At 70.8% G+C, this 16,239-nt stretch carries 13 protein-coding genes and 1 riboswitch; of the genes, 9 read left to right on the top strand and 4 right to left on the bottom strand.

Features of this window, described 5'->3' with window-relative positions:
• Positions 1-153 precede the first annotated feature (153 nt).
• The 8 genes from ACZ7CH_RS21135 (at position 154) to ACZ7CH_RS21100 (ending at position 8,842) form a co-directional block, all read left to right on the top strand.
• Positions 154-2,400 (top strand): chitobiase/beta-hexosaminidase C-terminal domain-containing protein, encoded by a 2,247-nt coding sequence (locus ACZ7CH_RS21135; protein ID WP_470374734.1) that lies wholly within the window; start codon positions 154-156, stop codon positions 2,398-2,400.
• 150 nt (positions 2,401-2,550) lie between these two features.
• Positions 2,551-2,847 (top strand): hypothetical protein, encoded by a 297-nt coding sequence (locus ACZ7CH_RS21130; protein ID WP_470374649.1) that lies wholly within the window; start codon positions 2,551-2,553, stop codon positions 2,845-2,847.
• A complete protein-coding gene (locus ACZ7CH_RS21125; protein ID WP_458431029.1) occupies positions 2,840-3,454 on the top strand; it encodes a DUF6879 family protein in 615 nt (204 codons plus the stop codon). The genes ACZ7CH_RS21130 and ACZ7CH_RS21125 overlap by 8 nt, the downstream gene beginning before the upstream one ends.
• Entirely contained in the window at positions 3,454-5,832 is a 2,379-nt protein-coding gene (locus tag ACZ7CH_RS21120) for an ATP-binding protein (RefSeq protein ID WP_470374648.1), read from the top strand. Before ACZ7CH_RS21125 ends, ACZ7CH_RS21120 begins: the two co-directional genes overlap by 1 nt.
• A gap of 59 nt (positions 5,833-5,891) precedes the next feature.
• Positions 5,892-6,281 carry a TIGR03618 family F420-dependent PPOX class oxidoreductase gene (locus ACZ7CH_RS21115; protein WP_470374733.1) on the top strand — a complete coding sequence of 130 codons (390 nt, stop codon included), beginning with the start codon at positions 5,892-5,894 and terminating at the stop codon, positions 6,279-6,281.
• Positions 6,262-7,407 carry a precorrin-6y C5,15-methyltransferase (decarboxylating) subunit CbiE gene (cbiE, locus tag ACZ7CH_RS21110; protein WP_470370942.1) on the top strand — a complete coding sequence of 382 codons (1,146 nt, stop codon included), beginning with the start codon at positions 6,262-6,264 and terminating at the stop codon, positions 7,405-7,407. The genes ACZ7CH_RS21115 and cbiE overlap by 20 nt, the downstream gene beginning before the upstream one ends.
• Positions 7,404-8,144 (top strand): precorrin-4 C(11)-methyltransferase, encoded by a 741-nt coding sequence (cobM, locus tag ACZ7CH_RS21105; RefSeq protein WP_360392675.1) that lies wholly within the window; start codon positions 7,404-7,406, stop codon positions 8,142-8,144. Before cbiE ends, cobM begins: the two co-directional genes overlap by 4 nt.
• The gene (locus tag ACZ7CH_RS21100) at positions 8,141-8,842 is read left to right on the top strand and encodes a cobalt-precorrin-6A reductase (protein ID WP_470374647.1); all 702 of its coding nucleotides are present in this window, start codon (positions 8,141-8,143) and stop codon (positions 8,840-8,842) included. Before cobM ends, ACZ7CH_RS21100 begins: the two co-directional genes overlap by 4 nt.
• Here the strand turns inward: ACZ7CH_RS21100 and ACZ7CH_RS21095 are convergent.
• From ACZ7CH_RS21095 to ACZ7CH_RS21085, 3 genes are read right to left on the bottom strand one after another with little or no spacing between them, the layout of a single operon-like run.
• On the bottom strand, positions 8,814-10,265 hold the full coding sequence (locus tag ACZ7CH_RS21095; protein ID WP_360392103.1) for a precorrin-2 C(20)-methyltransferase: 1,452 nt from the start codon (positions 10,263-10,265) through the stop codon (positions 8,814-8,816). The two genes, ACZ7CH_RS21100 and ACZ7CH_RS21095, sit on opposite strands and share 29 nt — an antisense overlap.
• Positions 10,262-10,882: a precorrin-8X methylmutase gene (locus tag ACZ7CH_RS21090; RefSeq protein ID WP_470370944.1), complete on the bottom strand. Its 621-nt coding sequence runs from the start codon at positions 10,880-10,882 to the stop codon at positions 10,262-10,264. The genes ACZ7CH_RS21095 and ACZ7CH_RS21090 overlap by 4 nt, the downstream gene beginning before the upstream one ends.
• On the bottom strand, positions 10,879-11,859 hold the full coding sequence (locus ACZ7CH_RS21085; RefSeq protein WP_458431036.1) for a hypothetical protein: 981 nt from the start codon (positions 11,857-11,859) through the stop codon (positions 10,879-10,881). The genes ACZ7CH_RS21090 and ACZ7CH_RS21085 overlap by 4 nt, the downstream gene beginning before the upstream one ends.
• A 51-nt stretch (positions 11,860-11,910) precedes the next feature.
• Positions 11,911-11,980, top strand: a riboswitch (cobalamin riboswitch).
• 55 nt (positions 11,981-12,035) lie between these two features.
• Here ACZ7CH_RS21085 and cobN point away from each other — a divergent pair.
• Positions 12,036-15,602 carry a cobaltochelatase subunit CobN gene (cobN, locus tag ACZ7CH_RS21080; RefSeq protein ID WP_470374646.1) on the top strand — a complete coding sequence of 1,189 codons (3,567 nt, stop codon included), beginning with the start codon at positions 12,036-12,038 and terminating at the stop codon, positions 15,600-15,602.
• Here the strand turns inward: cobN and ACZ7CH_RS21075 are convergent.
• Positions 15,563-16,237, bottom strand: a complete 675-nt coding sequence (locus ACZ7CH_RS21075) for a helix-turn-helix transcriptional regulator (protein ID WP_458431038.1) — start codon at positions 16,235-16,237, stop codon at positions 15,563-15,565. The genes cobN and ACZ7CH_RS21075 overlap by 40 nt on opposite strands.
• Between the last annotated feature and the right edge of the window lie 2 nt (positions 16,238-16,239).

Genomic DNA, 16,239 nt, shown 5'->3' with positions numbered 1-16,239 from the left:
GCCTCCGACGCTATTGCTTGAAGTCGTTTCAAGGTACGGACCCGTTCGGGTGGAAACGGCGCTTGTCCCGCGGACCCGCGCCGTTTACCGTCATCAGGTGTGAGAGCGCTCTCAAAGACGAGATTGCAGGCCGGCTTCGCTGCCGTTGCCGTTGTGCTGGCTTCATTAGCCGCGTCCGACACCGCTTCGGCGGCGGCGGACTACACGCAGAACGTGACGTCCGTCAGCACGTCCGAGGCGAGGATCAACTTCACGCCGACGACGCCCGCTCTGTACGTGGACGTCCACTACCTGATCACCAACACGCCCCAGCAGAACTTCCGGATGACCAACAACGGCGGGACGTGGCAGAAGTCCGTCGGGTCGCTGTCGGCGGGCACGGTGGTCGAGTACTGGTTCACCTACGAGAAGAGCGGCCCCCAGTACGACACGCCGCACTTCACCTACACGCACGGCAGCACGCAGGCACCGGTCGCCACTCCCACGTTCAGCCCACCGGGCGGCGCCTACACGTCCGGGCAGACGGTGACGATCTCCACCGCCACCTCCGGCGCGACCATCCGGTACACAGTGGACGGTTCGACGCCGACGGCGTCCTCCCCGGTCTACAGCGGGCCGATCTCGGTGCCGAGCTCCAGGACCATCAACGCGATCGGCATCAAGTCCGGGCTCGCGAACTCGTCCGTGGGCAGCGCCACCTACACCATCGGCACGCAGCAGGGTTGCGTGCAGTCCAACACGCCGAACTTCGGGCCGAACACCCGGATCTTCGACCCGAGCATGTCGGCGGCGAGCATCCAGACGCAGCTGGACGCGGACTTCAACATGCAAAAAGACACGCTGACGGCGCAGATGGCGCCGCGGCGGGTCGCGCACCTGTTCAAGCCGGGCACGTACAACATCCACGACGACGTCGGCTACTACACGTCCGTCGCGGGTCTGGGCCGCAACCCCGGTGACGTGGTCATCAACGGCGACATCACCGTGGACGCGTTCAACGAGTCCGACCAAGGCGTGGCGCTGCAGAACTTCTGGCGCTCGGCCGAGAACATGGCCGTGAACCCCAGCAACGGCACCAACCGCTGGGCCGTCGCACAAGCCGCGCCGTTCCGCCGCATGGACATCCGCGGCAACCTGGCGCTCTACCCGGCCTCCTACGGCTTCGCGTCCGGTGGCTACACCGCCGACACGCGCGTGTCCGGGCAGACGGCGTCGGTGTCGCAGCAGCAGTGGTACACCCGCGACTCCAACTACGGCAGCTGGAACGGCGGCGTGTGGAACATGGTGTTCTCCGGGACGCCCGGCGCTCCGGCGACCACGTTCCCGAACCCGCCGTCGACGACCCTCGCGACCACGCCGGTCTCGCGCGACGTGCCGTACCTGTACTTCGAGAACGGTGCCTACCGGGTGTTCCTGCCCTCGTTGCGCACCAACGCCTCCGGTGCGTCGTGGATCAACGGCGGCACGCCCGGTTCGTCGTTGCCGATGAGCCAGTTCTACGTCGTCAAGTCCGGTGACACCGCCTCGACGATCAACGCGGCGCTGGCCCAGGGCTGCAACCTGTTCTTCACGCCCGGCATCTACAACGTCAACCAGACGCTGCAGATCACCCGGCCGAACACCGTCGTGCTCGGCATCGGGTACGCGACGATCGTGCCGCAGAACGGCGTCACGGCCATGCAGGTCGCCGACGTCGACGGCGTGCGGATCAAGGGCGTCCTGTTCGACGCCGGCACGACCCTGTCGCAGTCGCTGCTGACCGTCGGCACACCGGGCTCGTCGGCCTCGCACTCGGCGAACCCGATCACGTTGCAGGACGTGTTCTTCCGCGTCGGCGGCGCCATCGCCGGCAAGGCCACGAACAGCCTCGTCGTCAACAGCAACGACACGATCATCGACCACACCTGGGTCTGGCGCGCCGACCACGGCAACGCCGGCACCTACGGGTGGAACGAGGCCATCGGCGACACCGGTGTCGTCGTCAACGGCAACAACGTGCTGGCCACCGGCCTGTTCGTCGAGCACTACCAGAAGTACCAGGTCATCTGGAATGGCAACAACGGGCGGACGATCTTCTTCCAGAACGAGATGCCCTACGACGTGCCGAACCAGGCGGTGTGGAACTCGCCGAACGGCCTGGCCGGCTACGCGGCCTACAAGATCGCGGACAACGTGACCACGCACGAGGCGTGGGGGCTCGGCAGCTACTGCTTCTTCAACGTCAACCCGTCGGTGCGGGCCCACCACGCGTTCGAGGTGCCCAACCGGTCCGGGGTGCGGCTGCACAACCTGCTGACCGTGTCGCTCAACTACAAGGGGACCATCACACACGTGGTCAACGAGACGGGAGGGGTGACGCCGCCGGGAACCGTGCCGGTGAACGTCGTCAACTACCCGTAGGCGCTCGATCATGCAAACGGCCCGTCACCTTGGTGACGGGCCGTTCGCTATTGAGGTTCATACGATCGGTGGAAGAACGGCTTCGTGGTTCCGATGTTTTCGGTGCTAACCTTGATTCTCTTACGTTTGGGGAGAAAGGACATTCTTGTTATGTCCACAAACATATGGCAACCGAATCCGTCGGCTGACTTTTCCCGGCGCTGGGGAATCGCACCGCAGGAACCGGGCAGCGGCGGTGAGTCCGACGAAGCCGCCAGCGGTGGTGAGTCCAAGTGCCCTGACATCTGGGAGCTCGACAACGGCGACGTCGCGGTCATCGGCCGCGACCTCACCCCGGAGTACGCGGGGCGCCTGCCGGACGGCGTCAGCGTCGGCGCGGACGAGCGGCTCGTCGTGCTGCCGCGGGGAATGGTGATCGCGGCGAAGGCGGACATCCCCGATGCATGACCTGTTCGGTGGTGCGGAAGGCGAGCTGCTGCTCGGAGACGCATACCTCGACGACTTCGACCGGCGCTTCTGGAACAGCGGCCGGTCCGGCTTCTGGAAGCTCGAACGGCTGCAGCACTTCGAGGAGCCGGGGGACGACAGCTGGGAGGCGTTCCACGAGGGCGACTGGCACCGGTCCCTCGCGCTCCTGGACGAACGCAGGCCGGCTCTGCGTGCGCATTACGCGAAGATCGAGAACGCGGGGTTCGTCACCTCCCGAGTGCGAATAGTGGAGCATCCGCTGACGGACTACCTGAGGTGGGAACTGCACCTGCTCCGCGTCAGGGATCAGCTCGGCGGCCCTACTCGGATCCTGCTCCAGCAGGAGGTCGCGCGCTTCGAGGAAAAGAGCCTGCTGCCCGAGCTGATCACCTTGGGCGACGACGTGATGTACGAGATCCTTTATGAGGAGAACGGGCGTCTGCGGGGCGCAGTGCTCTACACGGGTGCCTCTCCGGTGCTCCGTTGTCGCGAGTTCATCACACGGCTGTACGAGAAGGCGGAACCGATCAGCACGTACTTCGCACGTGAGGTCGAGTCGTTGGGGCCACCGCTGCGGAGCCGGTGATGGAGCCGGACGACCGGCTTCAGCCGAGCTCCTCGGTCTCCGGGTCCGCCGCCGACGTGGTGCAGGCGAGGGATGTCGAAGGCGGCATCCACTTCCACGGTCCGCGCGACCACGAACGGCCGTTGCCGCGGCCGAACCAGCTGCCCGGTGGCACGAGCGGGTTCGTGAATCGACTGCACGAGCTCGCCCGGCTCGACGAGGTGCTGGAGCAGGCCGACGAGGAACCGGTCGCCGTCTACCTGATCACCGGCACGGCCGGTGTCGGCAAGACGTCGCTCGCACTGCACTGGGCACACAGCGTCCGGCACCGGTTCCCGGACGGCCAGCTCTACGTCAACCTCCGCGGCTACGACCCCGGCGCGCCGGTGACGGCCGAGCAGGCGCTGGAACGGTTCCTGCGGGGGCTCGGCGTGCCGGCCACAACGATTCCGGTCGCCCTGGAGGACCGGTCGGCGTTGTTCCGCTCGCTGCTCGCCGACCGGCGCGTGCTGGTCGTCCTGGACAACGCGGCGAGTCCCGGCCAGGTGCGGCCGCTGCTGCCCGGCAGCTCCACGTGCCTGGTCCTGATCACCAGCCGCAACCGCTTCTCCGGGCTGGTGGCCCGCGACGGTGCCCGGCGGCTCGTGCTCGACATGCTCTCCGAGGAGGAGGCGGTTCGGTTGCTGCGCACGGTCACCAGCGGCTACCGGCGCGACGACGACACGACCGACCTGGTCGAGCTGGCGAGACTGTGCGCGCGGCTGCCCCTGGCGTTGCGCATCGCCGCGGAACGCGCGTCGAGCCGTCCGCTGATGATGCTGAACGAACTGATCGACGATCTGCGCGACGAGTCGGCGTTGTGGGACGCGCTGACCGCCGACCAGGACGACGAGTCGGATGCCGTGCGGACCGTCTTCGCCTGGTCCTACCGGGCTTTGCACGCGGATGCCGCCCGGTTGTTCCGGCTGCTCGGACTCCACCCCGGAGCGGAGTTCGGCGTCACCGCGGCGGCAGCGCTCGGCGGCCTCGGTCTGTCCGAGACCAGGAAGTTGCTCGACGTGCTGATCGGCGCGCACATGCTGGAACAGCACGCGCCGAACCGGTTCCAGTTCCACGACCTGTTGCGCATCTACGCGGCACAACAGGCGTTCCACCATGAAGACGCCGCTGCCAGAAGGGACGCCGTGGACCGGGGACTGAGCTGGTACCTCCACACGTTGTCGAACGCTACAGCGGTCATCGCACCACTCGACCGGCGCGTCGTCCTGACACCCTTGCCCGCGAACACGACTCCTGTGTCCTTTTCGGACCGAGTCGAGGCGTTCGACTGGTACGAACGTGAGCGGGCGAACCTCGTCGCCGCCGTCCGCACCGCCGTCTCGGCCGGCCGGGACGACGTCGCGTGGCGGCTGCCGGTGCTGTTGCGCAGCATCTACGTCAGCCGCAACCCGTTCGAGGACTGGATCGAGACCAGCTCCGCCGGGCTGGCGGCCGCGGAGCGGATCGGCGACCTGGCAGCCCAGGGCGAGGTGCTCGACAGCCTCGGCAAGGCCTACCTCCAGTCGCAGCAGCTGGAGCGCGCCGAGGAATGTCATTCGCGGGCACTGGCCCTCCGCGCGGAGAGCGGCGACCGCTACGGGGAGATGGTGTCGGTCAACGCCCTCGGACTGCTCGAGTGGCGCCGCCGAAGGCTCACTCCTGCCATCGAGCGCTTCCGGCAGTGCCTGGAGATCGCTCAAGAGCTCGGTGACCGCCGCTGGCAGGCACTGGCGATGACCAACCTGGGCGGTGCCAGCTACGACCTCGCGGAGCTCCCGGCCGCGGTCGACGCCCTCGGCCGTTCCGTGCAGACCTACCGGGACCTCGGCGACCGTGCCTACGAGGGGAACGCGTGGTTCCTGCTGGCCGCGGCCCAGCGGGAGAACGGCGAGCTCGACGCGGCGGCGGAGTCGATCGGGCGAGCGCTCGCCATCGCCGAACAGGACCACCACGTCGCCTGGGAGGCGTACTGGCTGACCGAGTTGGGCCGAATCCAGCGTGCCAGGGGAGAGGTGGCCGACTCCCTGGTCTCCTACCAGCGGTCCGCGGTGGCGCAGCGGCAGCTCGGTGACCGCAACCGGGAAGCAGAGGCGCTCGACGGCACCGGTGAGGCCTATCGGGAACTGGGCAGGCCGGACGAGGCGGAGAAGTTCCACCGGACCGCCGTGACCGCATTCCGGGACACCGGCGACCGCTGGATGCTCGCGTGCGCACTCACCAACCTGACCCGCGCGCTCAGGGAGTCCGAACAGCCGGAGCAGGCAGCCGCCACCGAACAGGAAGCGCTCGCGGTCTTGGCGGAGTTCGACGAACCGCGGGCGCGGCAGCTCGTCGCGACGCTCCGGAGCCCGAACCGATGACCTGACTTCGCGTGACGGTGCTCTCCCTCGATTTCGTCAGCGGGCCCCGCGCGGGGATGATGCGTGCCATGTCGATCGAGCGCGGCCCCGAGTTCACCGAGTTCTGGACGGAACGGCACCTGTGCACGCTGTCCACCGTGCGTGCGAACGGCACGCCACACGTGGTGCCCGTGGGAGTGACGCTCGACCGGGTGAACGGTGTCGCGCGGGTGATCACGGACGGCGCGTCGTGGAAGGTCCGGCACGTGCGCGGAGCCGGGTACGCGACGGTGTGCCAGGCGGACGGACGCCGGTGGTCCGCGCTGGAGGGGCCGGCCACCGTCCGCGAGGACGCCGAGTCCGTCGCGCAAGCGGAGGAGCTGTACGCGCAGCGTTATCGTCAGCCGCGGGTCAACCCCACACGGGTCGTGATCGAGATTCAGGTGCAGCGTGTCTCCGGATCAGTCTGACGTCCTCGTCGTCGGCATCGGCGCCGACGGGTGGGACGGGCTCTCGCCCGCCGCGCAGGCCGCCGTGTCGCGGTCGAAGGTGCTGATGGGCTCGCAGCGGCAGCTCGATCTGGTGCCGGGCGAGTTCGAGCGGGTCGCGTGGCCCTCGCCGCTGGTGCCGGCGCTGCCCGCGTTGTTCGAGAAGTACCGGGACGTGTGCGTGCTCGCCTCCGGCGACCCCATGTTCCACGGCATCGGCACGACGCTCGTGCGCATGCTGGGACCGCGCGTCACCGTCATCCCGCACCCGTCGTCGGTGTCGCTCGCGTGCGCGCGGCTCGGGTGGGCGTTGAACGAGGTCGAGGTCGTCTCGCTGGTGGGGCGGTCGGTCGACCTGCTGCGGCCCGCGCTCACGGCCGGGCGGCGGGTGCTGGTGCTCGGCGGGGACGCCGAGGCCGTGGCGGCACTGGCGGGACCGATCACGGTGCTGGAGCAGCTGGGCGGGCCGCACGAGCGGGTCTACCCGTGGTCGGGGCAGATCGCGGACCCGCTGTCGGTGATCGCCGTCGAGTTCAGCGGACCGGGGTACTCGCGGGTGCCGGGACTGCCCGACGACGCCTACGAGACCGACGGCCAGCTCACCAAGCGCGAGGTGCGGGCGGTGTCGGTGGCGCAGCTGGCGCCGTTGCCGGGGCAGCTGTTGTGGGACGTCGGCGCGGGGTCGGGGTCCATCGCGATCGAGTGGGCGCGCACGCACCCGACGTGCAGAGCCATCGCCGTCGAGCAGGACGCGGTGCGGGCCGAACGGATCGTGCGCAACGCCGCCGCGCTGGGCGTGCCGGGTGTGCAGGTGCTCGTCGGGCGGTCGCCGGAGGCGTTGGAGGGGCTGGAGAAGCCCGACGCGATCTTCATCGGCGGCGGGCTGACGGTGCCCGGCGTGGTGCAGTTCTGCTGGGACGCACTGGGTTCCGGTGGGCGGCTGGTGGTCAACGCGGTGACGCTGGAGTCGGAAGCCGTTGTGGCGCAGTGGTACGCGCGGCTCGGCGGGGACCTGGTGCGGATCGCGGTCAACCGCGGGTCCGCCGTCGGCGGGTTCACCGGCTGGCGGCCGCACATGCCGGTGACGACGTGGAGCGTGACCAAGTGACCGTGCACTTCATCGGCGCCGGACCCGGTGCCGCCGACCTGATCACCGTGCGGGGCCGCGACCTGATCGCCTCCTCGCCGGTGTGCCTGTACGCCGGTGCGCTCGTTCCGGTGGAGCTGCTGGAGTTCTGCCCGGACGGCGCACGGCTGGTCGACACGGCGAACCTGACGCTCGACGAGATCATCGCTGAGCTGGTGGCGGCCGACGAGGCCGGACTGGACGTGGCGCGGTTGCACTCCGGCGACCCGGCGGTGTTCAGCGCGATGGCCGAGCAGATGCGGCGGCTGGACGCGCTGGGCATCGGCTACGACGTGACGCCGGGGGTGCCGGCGTTCGCGGCCGCGGCGGCGTCGTTGCAGCGCGAGCTGACCGTTCCGGGCGTCGGGCAGACCGTCATCCTCACGCGGACGTCGCAGCGGGCCACGCCGATGCCGGAGGGCGAGGACCTGGACACGCTGGGGCGGTCGAACGCGACGCTCGTGCTGCACCTGGCCGTGCAGCGGATCGCGGACGTGGTCGCGGAGCTGGTGCCCAACTACGGCGCGGACTGCCCGGTCGCGGTCGTCGCGTACGCCTCGCGCGCGGACGAGGTCGTGTTGCGGGGCACCCTCGACGACATCGCCGCCCAGGTCGCCGCGGCGGGCATCAAGCGGACCGCGGTGATCATCGTGGGGAAGGTGCTGGGGGCGACGCAGTTCCCGGACAGCCACCTGTACTCGGCGACCCGCGTTCGATGATCCTCATCCTCGGCGGCACCGGCGAGGCCCGCGCGCTGGCGTCCCGGGTCACCGCGGTGTCCTCCCTGGCCGGACGGGTGCGCGAGCCGCGGCTCCCGGCCGGACAGGTGCGCGTCGGTGGGTTCGGTGGGGTGGACGGGCTCGCGCAGTGGTTGCGGGACAACGACATCCACGCCGTGGTCGACGCCACCCACCCGTTCGCGGCGCGGATCACGGCGAACGCCTTTGAGGCCTGCCAACGGGTCGGGGTGCCACTGCTGGTCCTGCGGCGGCCCGGGTTCACGCCCCGGCCGGGATGGACCCGGGTGGACAGCGTCGCGGACGCGGCGGCAGCCCTGCCCGGCGAGCGGGTGTTCCTCACGACCGGGCGGCAGGACCTCGCCGAGTTCGCCGGGTGCCCGCAGTGGTTCCTCGCGCGCATGGTCGAACCGCCGGAACCGCCGATGCCGCACCGGATCGAGGTGCTGCTGGCGCGCGGGCCGTTCACCGTCGGAGACGAGCTGGCGCTGATGCGCGAGCACCGGATCGACGTGCTCGTGACGAAGGACAGCGGCGGCGCGATGACGTCGGCGAAGCTGGACGCCGCGGAACGGCTCGGCCTCCCCGTCGTCGTCGTGCGGCGGCCACCGCTCCCACCCGTGGAGGCGGTGGCCACCGTGGACGAGGCCGTCAGCTGGTTGGGTACCGCCGGGGCGTGAACACGACCCCCTGCTCGGTCACGACGGTCTGCGACGAGCCGACGACCAGCAGGCAGCGCATGTCGATCGTGGCCGGGTCGAGCGCGCCGAGGGTGAGGACGCGGATCTCCTCCTCCGGACCGCCGACGTCCCGGCCGACGACCAGCGGCGTGTCCGGCGAACGGTGCTTGAGCAGCAGGTCGCGCATCTCCGCCACCTGGTGCGTGCGGGCCTTCGAGGCCGGGTTGTAGATCGCGATCACCAGGTCCGCCTTGGCGGTGGCCTCCAGGCGTTCGGCGATGACGTCCCACGGCTTGAGGCGGTCGCTCAACGAGATCACCGCGTAGTCGTGCCCCAGCGGCGCACCGGCCTTCGCGGCGACGGCGTTCGCAGCCGTGACACCGGGGAGCACCCGCACCGGGACGTCCGGGTGTTCGGCGGCCACTTCGAGGACCGCGGTGGCCATCGCGAACACACCGGGGTCACCCGACGAGACGACCGCGACGCGCGACCCGCGGCGGGCCAGGTCGAGTGCGAAGGAGGCGCGCTCGGACTCGACCTGGTTGTGCGAGGCGTGCTTCGTCTGGCCGGGGCGGTCGGGCACCCGGTTCAGGTAGGTGGTGTAGCCGACGAGGTCGTCGGCGGACTCCAGTGCCCGCTTCGCCTCCGGGGTGAGCCAGGAGTGGTGGCCTGGGCCGAGACCGACGACCACGACCTCACCACCCGGCCGCGCCGGCCGGGAGTTGCTGGGCAGCAACGCCAGCGAGAAGTACGGCACCGACCCGGGGTCGACGTCGGCGAGCTTCGCCGTGCGCTCCCGCCCGGTGGTCGCCCGCTCCACGTACCAGGCGCCGTCGAGCCGCCCGGCCTCCTCCAGCGCCTGCCGGACGTTGCCGAAGGTGCGGCCCAGCTTGAGGATCGCGGCGCAGTCGGTGTCCGCGATCCGCGCGGCCAGCTCGGCCGGCGGCAGCGTGCCGGGCAGGATCGTGAGCACCTCGTCCCGTTCGACGAGCGGGGTGCCCAGTACAGCGGAGGCACCGCTGACGGACGTGACGCCGGGGACGACCTCCGCCTCGTAGCGGTGGGCGAGCCGCTTGTGCATGTGCATGTAGGAGCCGTAGAAGAACGGGTCTCCCGCCGCGAGGACGACCACCGTGCGGCCGGCGTCGAGGTGCGCGGCCAGCGTGGCGGCGGCCTCCTCGTAGAACGCGTCGATCTCGCCCTGGTAGTCGTCGGTGTCCTCGGTGGTGACCGGGTAGACGAGCTGCTCCATGATCTGACCGTCGCGGAAGTACGGCGCCGCGATGCTCTTCGCGTTGCTGCGACCGTGCCGGGCGCTGTGGTAGGCGATGACGTCGGCTTCCCGGATGAGCCGTGCGGCCTTGACCGTCACGAGTTCGGGGTCACCGGGACCCACACCGACGCCGTAGAGCTTGCCCGTCATTCGACCTCACTAGCGATCGCGTTGATGGCGGCCGCCGTCATGGCACTGCCGCCGCGCCGGCCGCGGACCACGAGGTGTTCGAGATCCGTTGCGGCCAGGGCGTCTTTGGACTCCGCGGCGCCGATGAACCCGACCGGGATGCCGAGCACGGCCGCCGGTCGCGGGGCTCCGGCCGCGATCAGGTCCAGGAGGTGGAAGAGGGCGGTGGGGGCGTTGCCGATGGCGATCACCGCGCCGTCGAAGCGGTCGGCGAGCAGTTCGAGTGCCGCCGCGCTGCGCGTGTTGCCGATCTCGGTCGCCAGTGCGGGGGTACGGGGGTCCTGCAGGTAGCAGAGGACCTCGTTGTCCGCGGGGAGGCGCCGGCGGGTCACGCCGGACGCGACCATGTTGGCGTCGCACAGGATCGGGGCGCCGGCGCGCAACGCCGCGCGGGCGTCGCGGACGACGTGCGGGGAGAACCCGACGTCCCGCGGCAGGTCCGTCATGCCGCAGGCGTGGATCATGCGGACCACGACCTGGGCGACGTCGGCGGGGAAGGCGGTGAGGTCCGCCTCCGCGCGGATGGTGGCGAAGGACTGCCGGTAGATCTCCGCGCCGTCCCTGATGTACTCCGTCACCTGATCTCCTCGTAGCCGTCGCCGGTCGCGACGAACTCGATCACATCACCGGCCGGACGACCACATCGGCGTGAGCAACCCGACCAGTGCACCGGCCGCGAGTGGGGCGTGCCGAGCCACGCGCGGGCGTCGGCGCGGACGTCCGACAACGACTTCGCGCACCCCGGCTTGCCGGTGCACGCGCTCACCCCGTGCCACGGCGAGGCGGGGTCGGTGATCAGGCCGGACGTGTCGGTGCCCGGCGGCACGACGAGGGAGCGCCACGGGGTCAGGCGCAGGGCCGTGCCCGGCAGCTGACCGGCGTCGAGCCGGCCCAGTGGAACGCCTGGTGTCACAGGTGAAGGTGCGACAGGAGTCACAGCCGGGGTGACGCGCGGTGCGGCGGAAGTGCCGAGGTGGGCGGTGATCTTGCGCACACCGCCGTCCACTTCGGACAGGCGCCAGGCCGTGCCGCGCAGCTCCTGGAACAGCCGGGCAGCGGTGACGACGGCGTCCACGGGGTCGTCGACCCGGACACCTGTATCGGTACCGGCGAGCAGGAGCGCGTCGTCCACCAGGCCGATGTCGCCGCCCAGACCGCTCACCGAAGCACCCACCGTCACCAGGAAACGCCCTGGTAGGGCGGCGAGTGACGGGTCGGAGCACAGGGCGGTGTCCAGCGCGTCGACCAGCGCCTGGTTGTCGTCCAGGGGCGCGGCGATGATGTTGCGGATGCGTTCGTGGGTGTCCGACGGCAGCAGGCCGCACGCACGCAGGCGGGCACCCAGCTCGACCCCCGACGTGAGGCCCCTGATCTGGAGGTTCGCCCGCGAGGTCAGCTCCAGCACGCCCGACCCCAGTTCGGCCGCGGCGGTGCGCACGGCATCCCACTGAGCTGCGGAGAGGGTGCCGCCGGGGACCCGGATGCGGGCCAGCCCGCCATCGGCCGCCTGGTGCAGCTCGACGGCGCCGGGGCAGGCATCCGGGTGAGTACGCATAGGTCGGACTGTAACCCGCCGGTTAGGGTGAGCCCGAACGACGAAGCGCAGGAGGAAGCCGGTGCGAATCCGGCGCGGTCCCGCCACTGTGACCAGCGAACTCGCCGGGAGTCAGGAACTCCGCTTCGTCGCGACCCGTGACCTGGGGCGAGGACCCCACGAGGGATGGAGCCCGCGTGATCCTGCTGTTGTCGACCTCCGACACCGACCTGCTGTCGGCGCGTGCGAGTGGCGCCGAGTACCGGCTCGGCAACCCTTCGCGCACGACCACCGACGACCTTCCCGCGCTGGTCGAGGGCGTGGACCTGGTCGTCGTGCGCATCCTCGGCGGCCGCCGGATGTGGGAGGAGGGCCTCGACTGGCTGCTCGCGCAGCCGCTGCCCGTGGTCGTCCTCGGCGGTGAGATGCAGCCCGACGCGGCGCTCATGGAGCTGTCGACGGTGCCGGGCGGCGTGTGCGCGGAGGCGCACCTGTACCTCGCGCAGGGCGGGCCAGGAAACCTCGCCGAGCTGCACAAGTTCCTCGAGGACACGATCCTGCTGACCGGCCACGGGTTCGCCGCGCCCGCCGCCACCCCCACGTGGGGGGTGCTGGAACGCGAGCCGGCCGCGGTGGAGGGCCCGACGGTCGCGGTGCTCTACTACCGCGCACACCACGTGGCGGGGAACACGGCGTTCGTGCACGCGCTGTGCGACGCGATCGAGGCCAAGGGCGGCAGGCCGCTGCCGGTGTTCTGCTCGTCGCTGCGCACCGCCGAACCCGAGCTGCTCGACACGCTCCGGCAGGCCGACGCGCTGGTCGTGACGGTCCTCGCGGCCGGCGGCACGAACCCGGCGAACGCGAGCGCGGGCGGTGACGACGACGCGTGGGACGTGGGTGCGCTGGCGGCGCTGGACGTGCCGATCCTGCAGGGCCTGTGCCTCACCTCCAGCCGTGAGCAGTGGGACTCCAACGACGACGGCCTGTCACCGCTCGACACCGCGACCCAGGTGGCGATCCCCGAGTTCGACGGCCGGATCATCACGGTCCCGTTCTCGTTCAAGGAGATCGACTCCGACGGTCTCACCGTCTACGTCGCCGACCCGGAACGGGCGCTGCGCGTCGCGGGCATCGCGACCAGGCACGCGCGGTTGCGGCACATCCCGGTCGGCGAGCGCAGGGTCGTCGTGATGCTGTCGGCGTACCCGACCAAGCACTCCCGCATCGGCAACGCGGTCGGCCTCGACACGCCCGCCTCCACGGTCCGGTTGCTGAAGGCCATGCGGGAGCACGGTTACGACATCGGCGACGACCTGCCGGGCGTCGACGAGCTCGACGGCGACAAGCTGATCCACGCGCTCATCGCCGCGGGCGGCCAGGACGTGGACTGGCTGACGCAGGAGCAGTTCGAGAGCAACCCGGTGCGCATCGCGGCCGCCGACTACCGGCGGTTCCACGAGACGCTGCCGGAGGAGTTCCGCGAGTCGATGCGGGAGCACTGGGGTGAAGCGCCCGGTGAGCTGTTCGTGGACCGCAGCAAGGACAAGGACGGCGAGATCGTCCTCGCGGCCCTGCAGTCCGGCAACGTCACCGTCATGGTCCAGCCGCCGCGCGGGTTCGGCGAGAACCCGATCGCGATCTACCACGACCCGGACCTGCCGCCCTCGCACCACTACCTCGGTGCCTACCACTGGATCGAGTCGAGCTTCCGCGCCGACGCCGTGGTGCACGTGGGCAAGCACGGCAACCTGGAGTGGCTGCCGGGCAAGACCGTCGGCATGTCGGCGTCCTGCGGCACGGACGCGGCGCTCGGCGACCTGCCGCTGATCTACCCGTTCCTCGTCAACGACCCCGGTGAGGGCACGCAGGCCAAGCGGCGCGCGCACGCCACGCTGGTCGACCACCTCGTGCCGCCGATGGCCCGCGCGGACAGCTACGGCGACATCGCGCGGCTGGAGCAGTTGCTGGACGAGTACGGGAACATCTCCGCGATGGACCCGGCCAAGGTGCCGGCGATCCGCGCGCAGATCTGGACGTTGATCAAGGCCGCGAAGCTCGACCACGACCTGGGGCTCGACGACCGGCCGCACGACGCGGAGTTCGACGAGTTCATCCTGCACGTCGACGGCTGGCTGTGCGAGGTCAAGGACGTGCAGATCCGCGACGGCCTGCACGTCCTCGGCCAGGCGCCGGCGGGGGAGACCCGCGTCAACCTGGTGCTCGCGATGCTCCAGGCGCGGCAGATGTGGGGCGGTCAGGTCGCGGCGCTGCCCGGTCTGCGCGAGGCGCTCGGACTCGTCGGCACGGCGCGTGAAGACGTTGACACCGTGGAGGAACAGGCCCGCGTGCTCGTCCAGGCGATGGAGGACGCGGGCTGGGACGCCGCCGTGGCGAAGACGCTGCACGAGAACACCGACGTGCAGAAGATCCTGGAGTTCGCGGCCGTCGAGGTCGTGCCGCGGCTCGCCCGCACGACCGACGAGATGACGCACGTGCTGCACGCGCTCGACGGCGGCTACGTCCCGGCCGGTCCGTCCGGTTCCCCGTTGCGCGGCCTGGTGAACGTGCTGCCGACCGGCCGCAACTTCTACTCGGTCGACCCGAAGGCCATCCCGTCGCGGCTCGCGTGGGAGACCGGCCAGGCGATGGCGGACTCGCTGCTGGAGCGCTACCGGGCCGACAACGACGGTGAATGGCCGCCGTCCGTGGGCCTGTCGGTGTGGGGCACGTCCGCGATGCGCACCGCCGGTGACGACATCGCCGAGGTGTTCGCGCTGCTGGGCGTGCGACCGGTGTGGGACGACCAGTCCCGCCGCGTGACCGGTCTGGAGGTCGTCCCGCTCGACGAGCTCGGCCGGCCGCGCATCGACGTCACCGTGCGGATCTCCGGGTTCTTCCGCGACGCCTTCCCGCACGTCGTGTCCCTCCTGGACGACGCGGTGCAGCTGGTCGCGGCGCTGGACGAACCGGCGGAGCAGAACTTCGTGCGGGCGCACGCGGTGCAGGACCTGGCGGAGCACGGCGACCACCGCCGGGCGACGCTGCGGATCTTCGGTTCGAAGCCCGGTGCGTACGGCGCCGGCGTGCTGCCGTTGATCGACAGCCGCAACTGGCGCGACTCGCAGGACATCGCCGAGGTGTACGCGGTCTGGGGCGGCTACGCCTACGGTCGCGGTGTCGACGGCATCGCCGCGCGCGCGGACATGGAGTCGGCGTACCGGCGGATCGCGGTGGCGGCCAAGAACATCGACACCCGCGAGCACGACATCGCCGACTCGGACGACTACTTCCAGTACCACGGCGGCATGGTCACGATGGTGAAGGCGCTGACCGGCAAGGCGCCCGCCGCGTACGTCGGGGACAGCACGCGCCCGGAGGCGGTGCGGACCCGCACGCTCACCGAGGAGACCTCGCGGATCTTCCGCGCCCGCGTGGTGAACCCGCGCTGGGTCAACGCGATGCGCCAGCACGGGTACAAGGGCGCGTTCGAGTTGCAGGCCACGGTCGAGTACCTGTTCGGCTACGACGCCACGACCGGCGTGGTCGCCGACTGGATGTACGAGAAGCTGACCGAGACCTACGTGCTCGACCCGGAGACGCGGAAGTTCCTGCAGACCTCGAACCCGTGGGCGTTGCACGGCATCGCGGAACGGTTGCTGGAGGCCGCCGAGCGCAAGATGTGGGAGCACCCGGACGAGGCCACCCTGGACGCGCTGCGGGCGGCCTACCTGGAGACCGAGGGCGACCTGGAGGACGGCGCCTGATCGAGGCGCACGCAGCAGTGGTCCGGTGACGGGTCGAGGCGGGCGCGGTAGCCCGCCCCGATGCCGTCGGCCAGGCCGGTGAGCAGGCGGAGGTTGAGGCCGCAGACCAGCTCGGTGTGGCGTTGCGCGAGGCTGTGGAACGGGCAGTTGCCCAGCAGGACCGAGCCGTCCCCGGCCCGCGGCTCGAACCCGAAGTCCTCCAGCGCCTGCACGAGGTCGCCCCGCGCGGCGGCCGCGAGGGCCGTGCCCCACTCGTGCGCGCGGCGGCGCAGGACCTCGCGCGGGGGCTCACCGGTGGTCTCGGCTTCGAGGAGCGCGTCGGTCAGCAGGTGGCTCGCGGCCTCGTACCGCCGGTCCGGCAGCGACACCGCGATCTGCTCCTCGGCACGGCGGTAGAGCTTCGCCGGACGGCCCGCGCCCGGTCCGCCGCGTCCGGTCCGGCGCTGGTGCACGACTGTGAGGAGGCCCATCTCGACCAGCTTGTCGAGGTGGAACCCGGCGGTCGTGCGGGGCAGTCCGGTGGCTTGCGCGGCCTCGTCCTTGCTGATCGGCGCGGTCCGGCGGGCCACGAGGTCGTACAGCCTGCGCCGGTTCGGTTCGTCCAGGGCCGCGACGGCGGCGACGGGGTCGGCCATTT

Source organism: Lentzea sp. NPDC037011 (genome assembly GCF_055607425.1).
Note: the sequence above shows the minus strand (reverse complement) of the source record. Positions and strands in the feature narration are given on the sequence as shown.

What these genes read in the sequence shown, in the direction of transcription:
- ACZ7CH_RS21100 (WP_470374647.1), top strand. Translation starts at nt 8,141, where the DNA reads ATGATCCTCATCCTCGGCGGCACCGGCGAGGCCCGCGCGCTGGCGTCC.
- ACZ7CH_RS21130 (WP_470374649.1), top strand. Translation starts at nt 2,551, where the DNA reads ATGTCCACAAACATATGGCAACCGAATCCGTCGGCTGACTTTTCCCGG.
- ACZ7CH_RS21125 (WP_458431029.1), top strand. Translation starts at nt 2,840, where the DNA reads ATGCATGACCTGTTCGGTGGTGCGGAAGGCGAGCTGCTGCTCGGAGAC.
- ACZ7CH_RS21075 (WP_458431038.1), bottom strand. Translation starts at nt 16,237, where the DNA reads ATGGCCGACCCCGTCGCCGCCGTCGCGGCCCTGGACGAACCGAACCGG.
- ACZ7CH_RS21095 (WP_360392103.1), bottom strand. Translation starts at nt 10,265, where the DNA reads ATGACGGGCAAGCTCTACGGCGTCGGTGTGGGTCCCGGTGACCCCGAA.
- ACZ7CH_RS21115 (WP_470374733.1), top strand. Translation starts at nt 5,892, where the DNA reads ATGCGTGCCATGTCGATCGAGCGCGGCCCCGAGTTCACCGAGTTCTGG.
- ACZ7CH_RS21120 (WP_470374648.1), top strand. Translation starts at nt 3,454, where the DNA reads ATGGAGCCGGACGACCGGCTTCAGCCGAGCTCCTCGGTCTCCGGGTCC.
- ACZ7CH_RS21085 (WP_458431036.1), bottom strand. Translation starts at nt 11,859, where the DNA reads ATGCGTACTCACCCGGATGCCTGCCCCGGCGCCGTCGAGCTGCACCAG.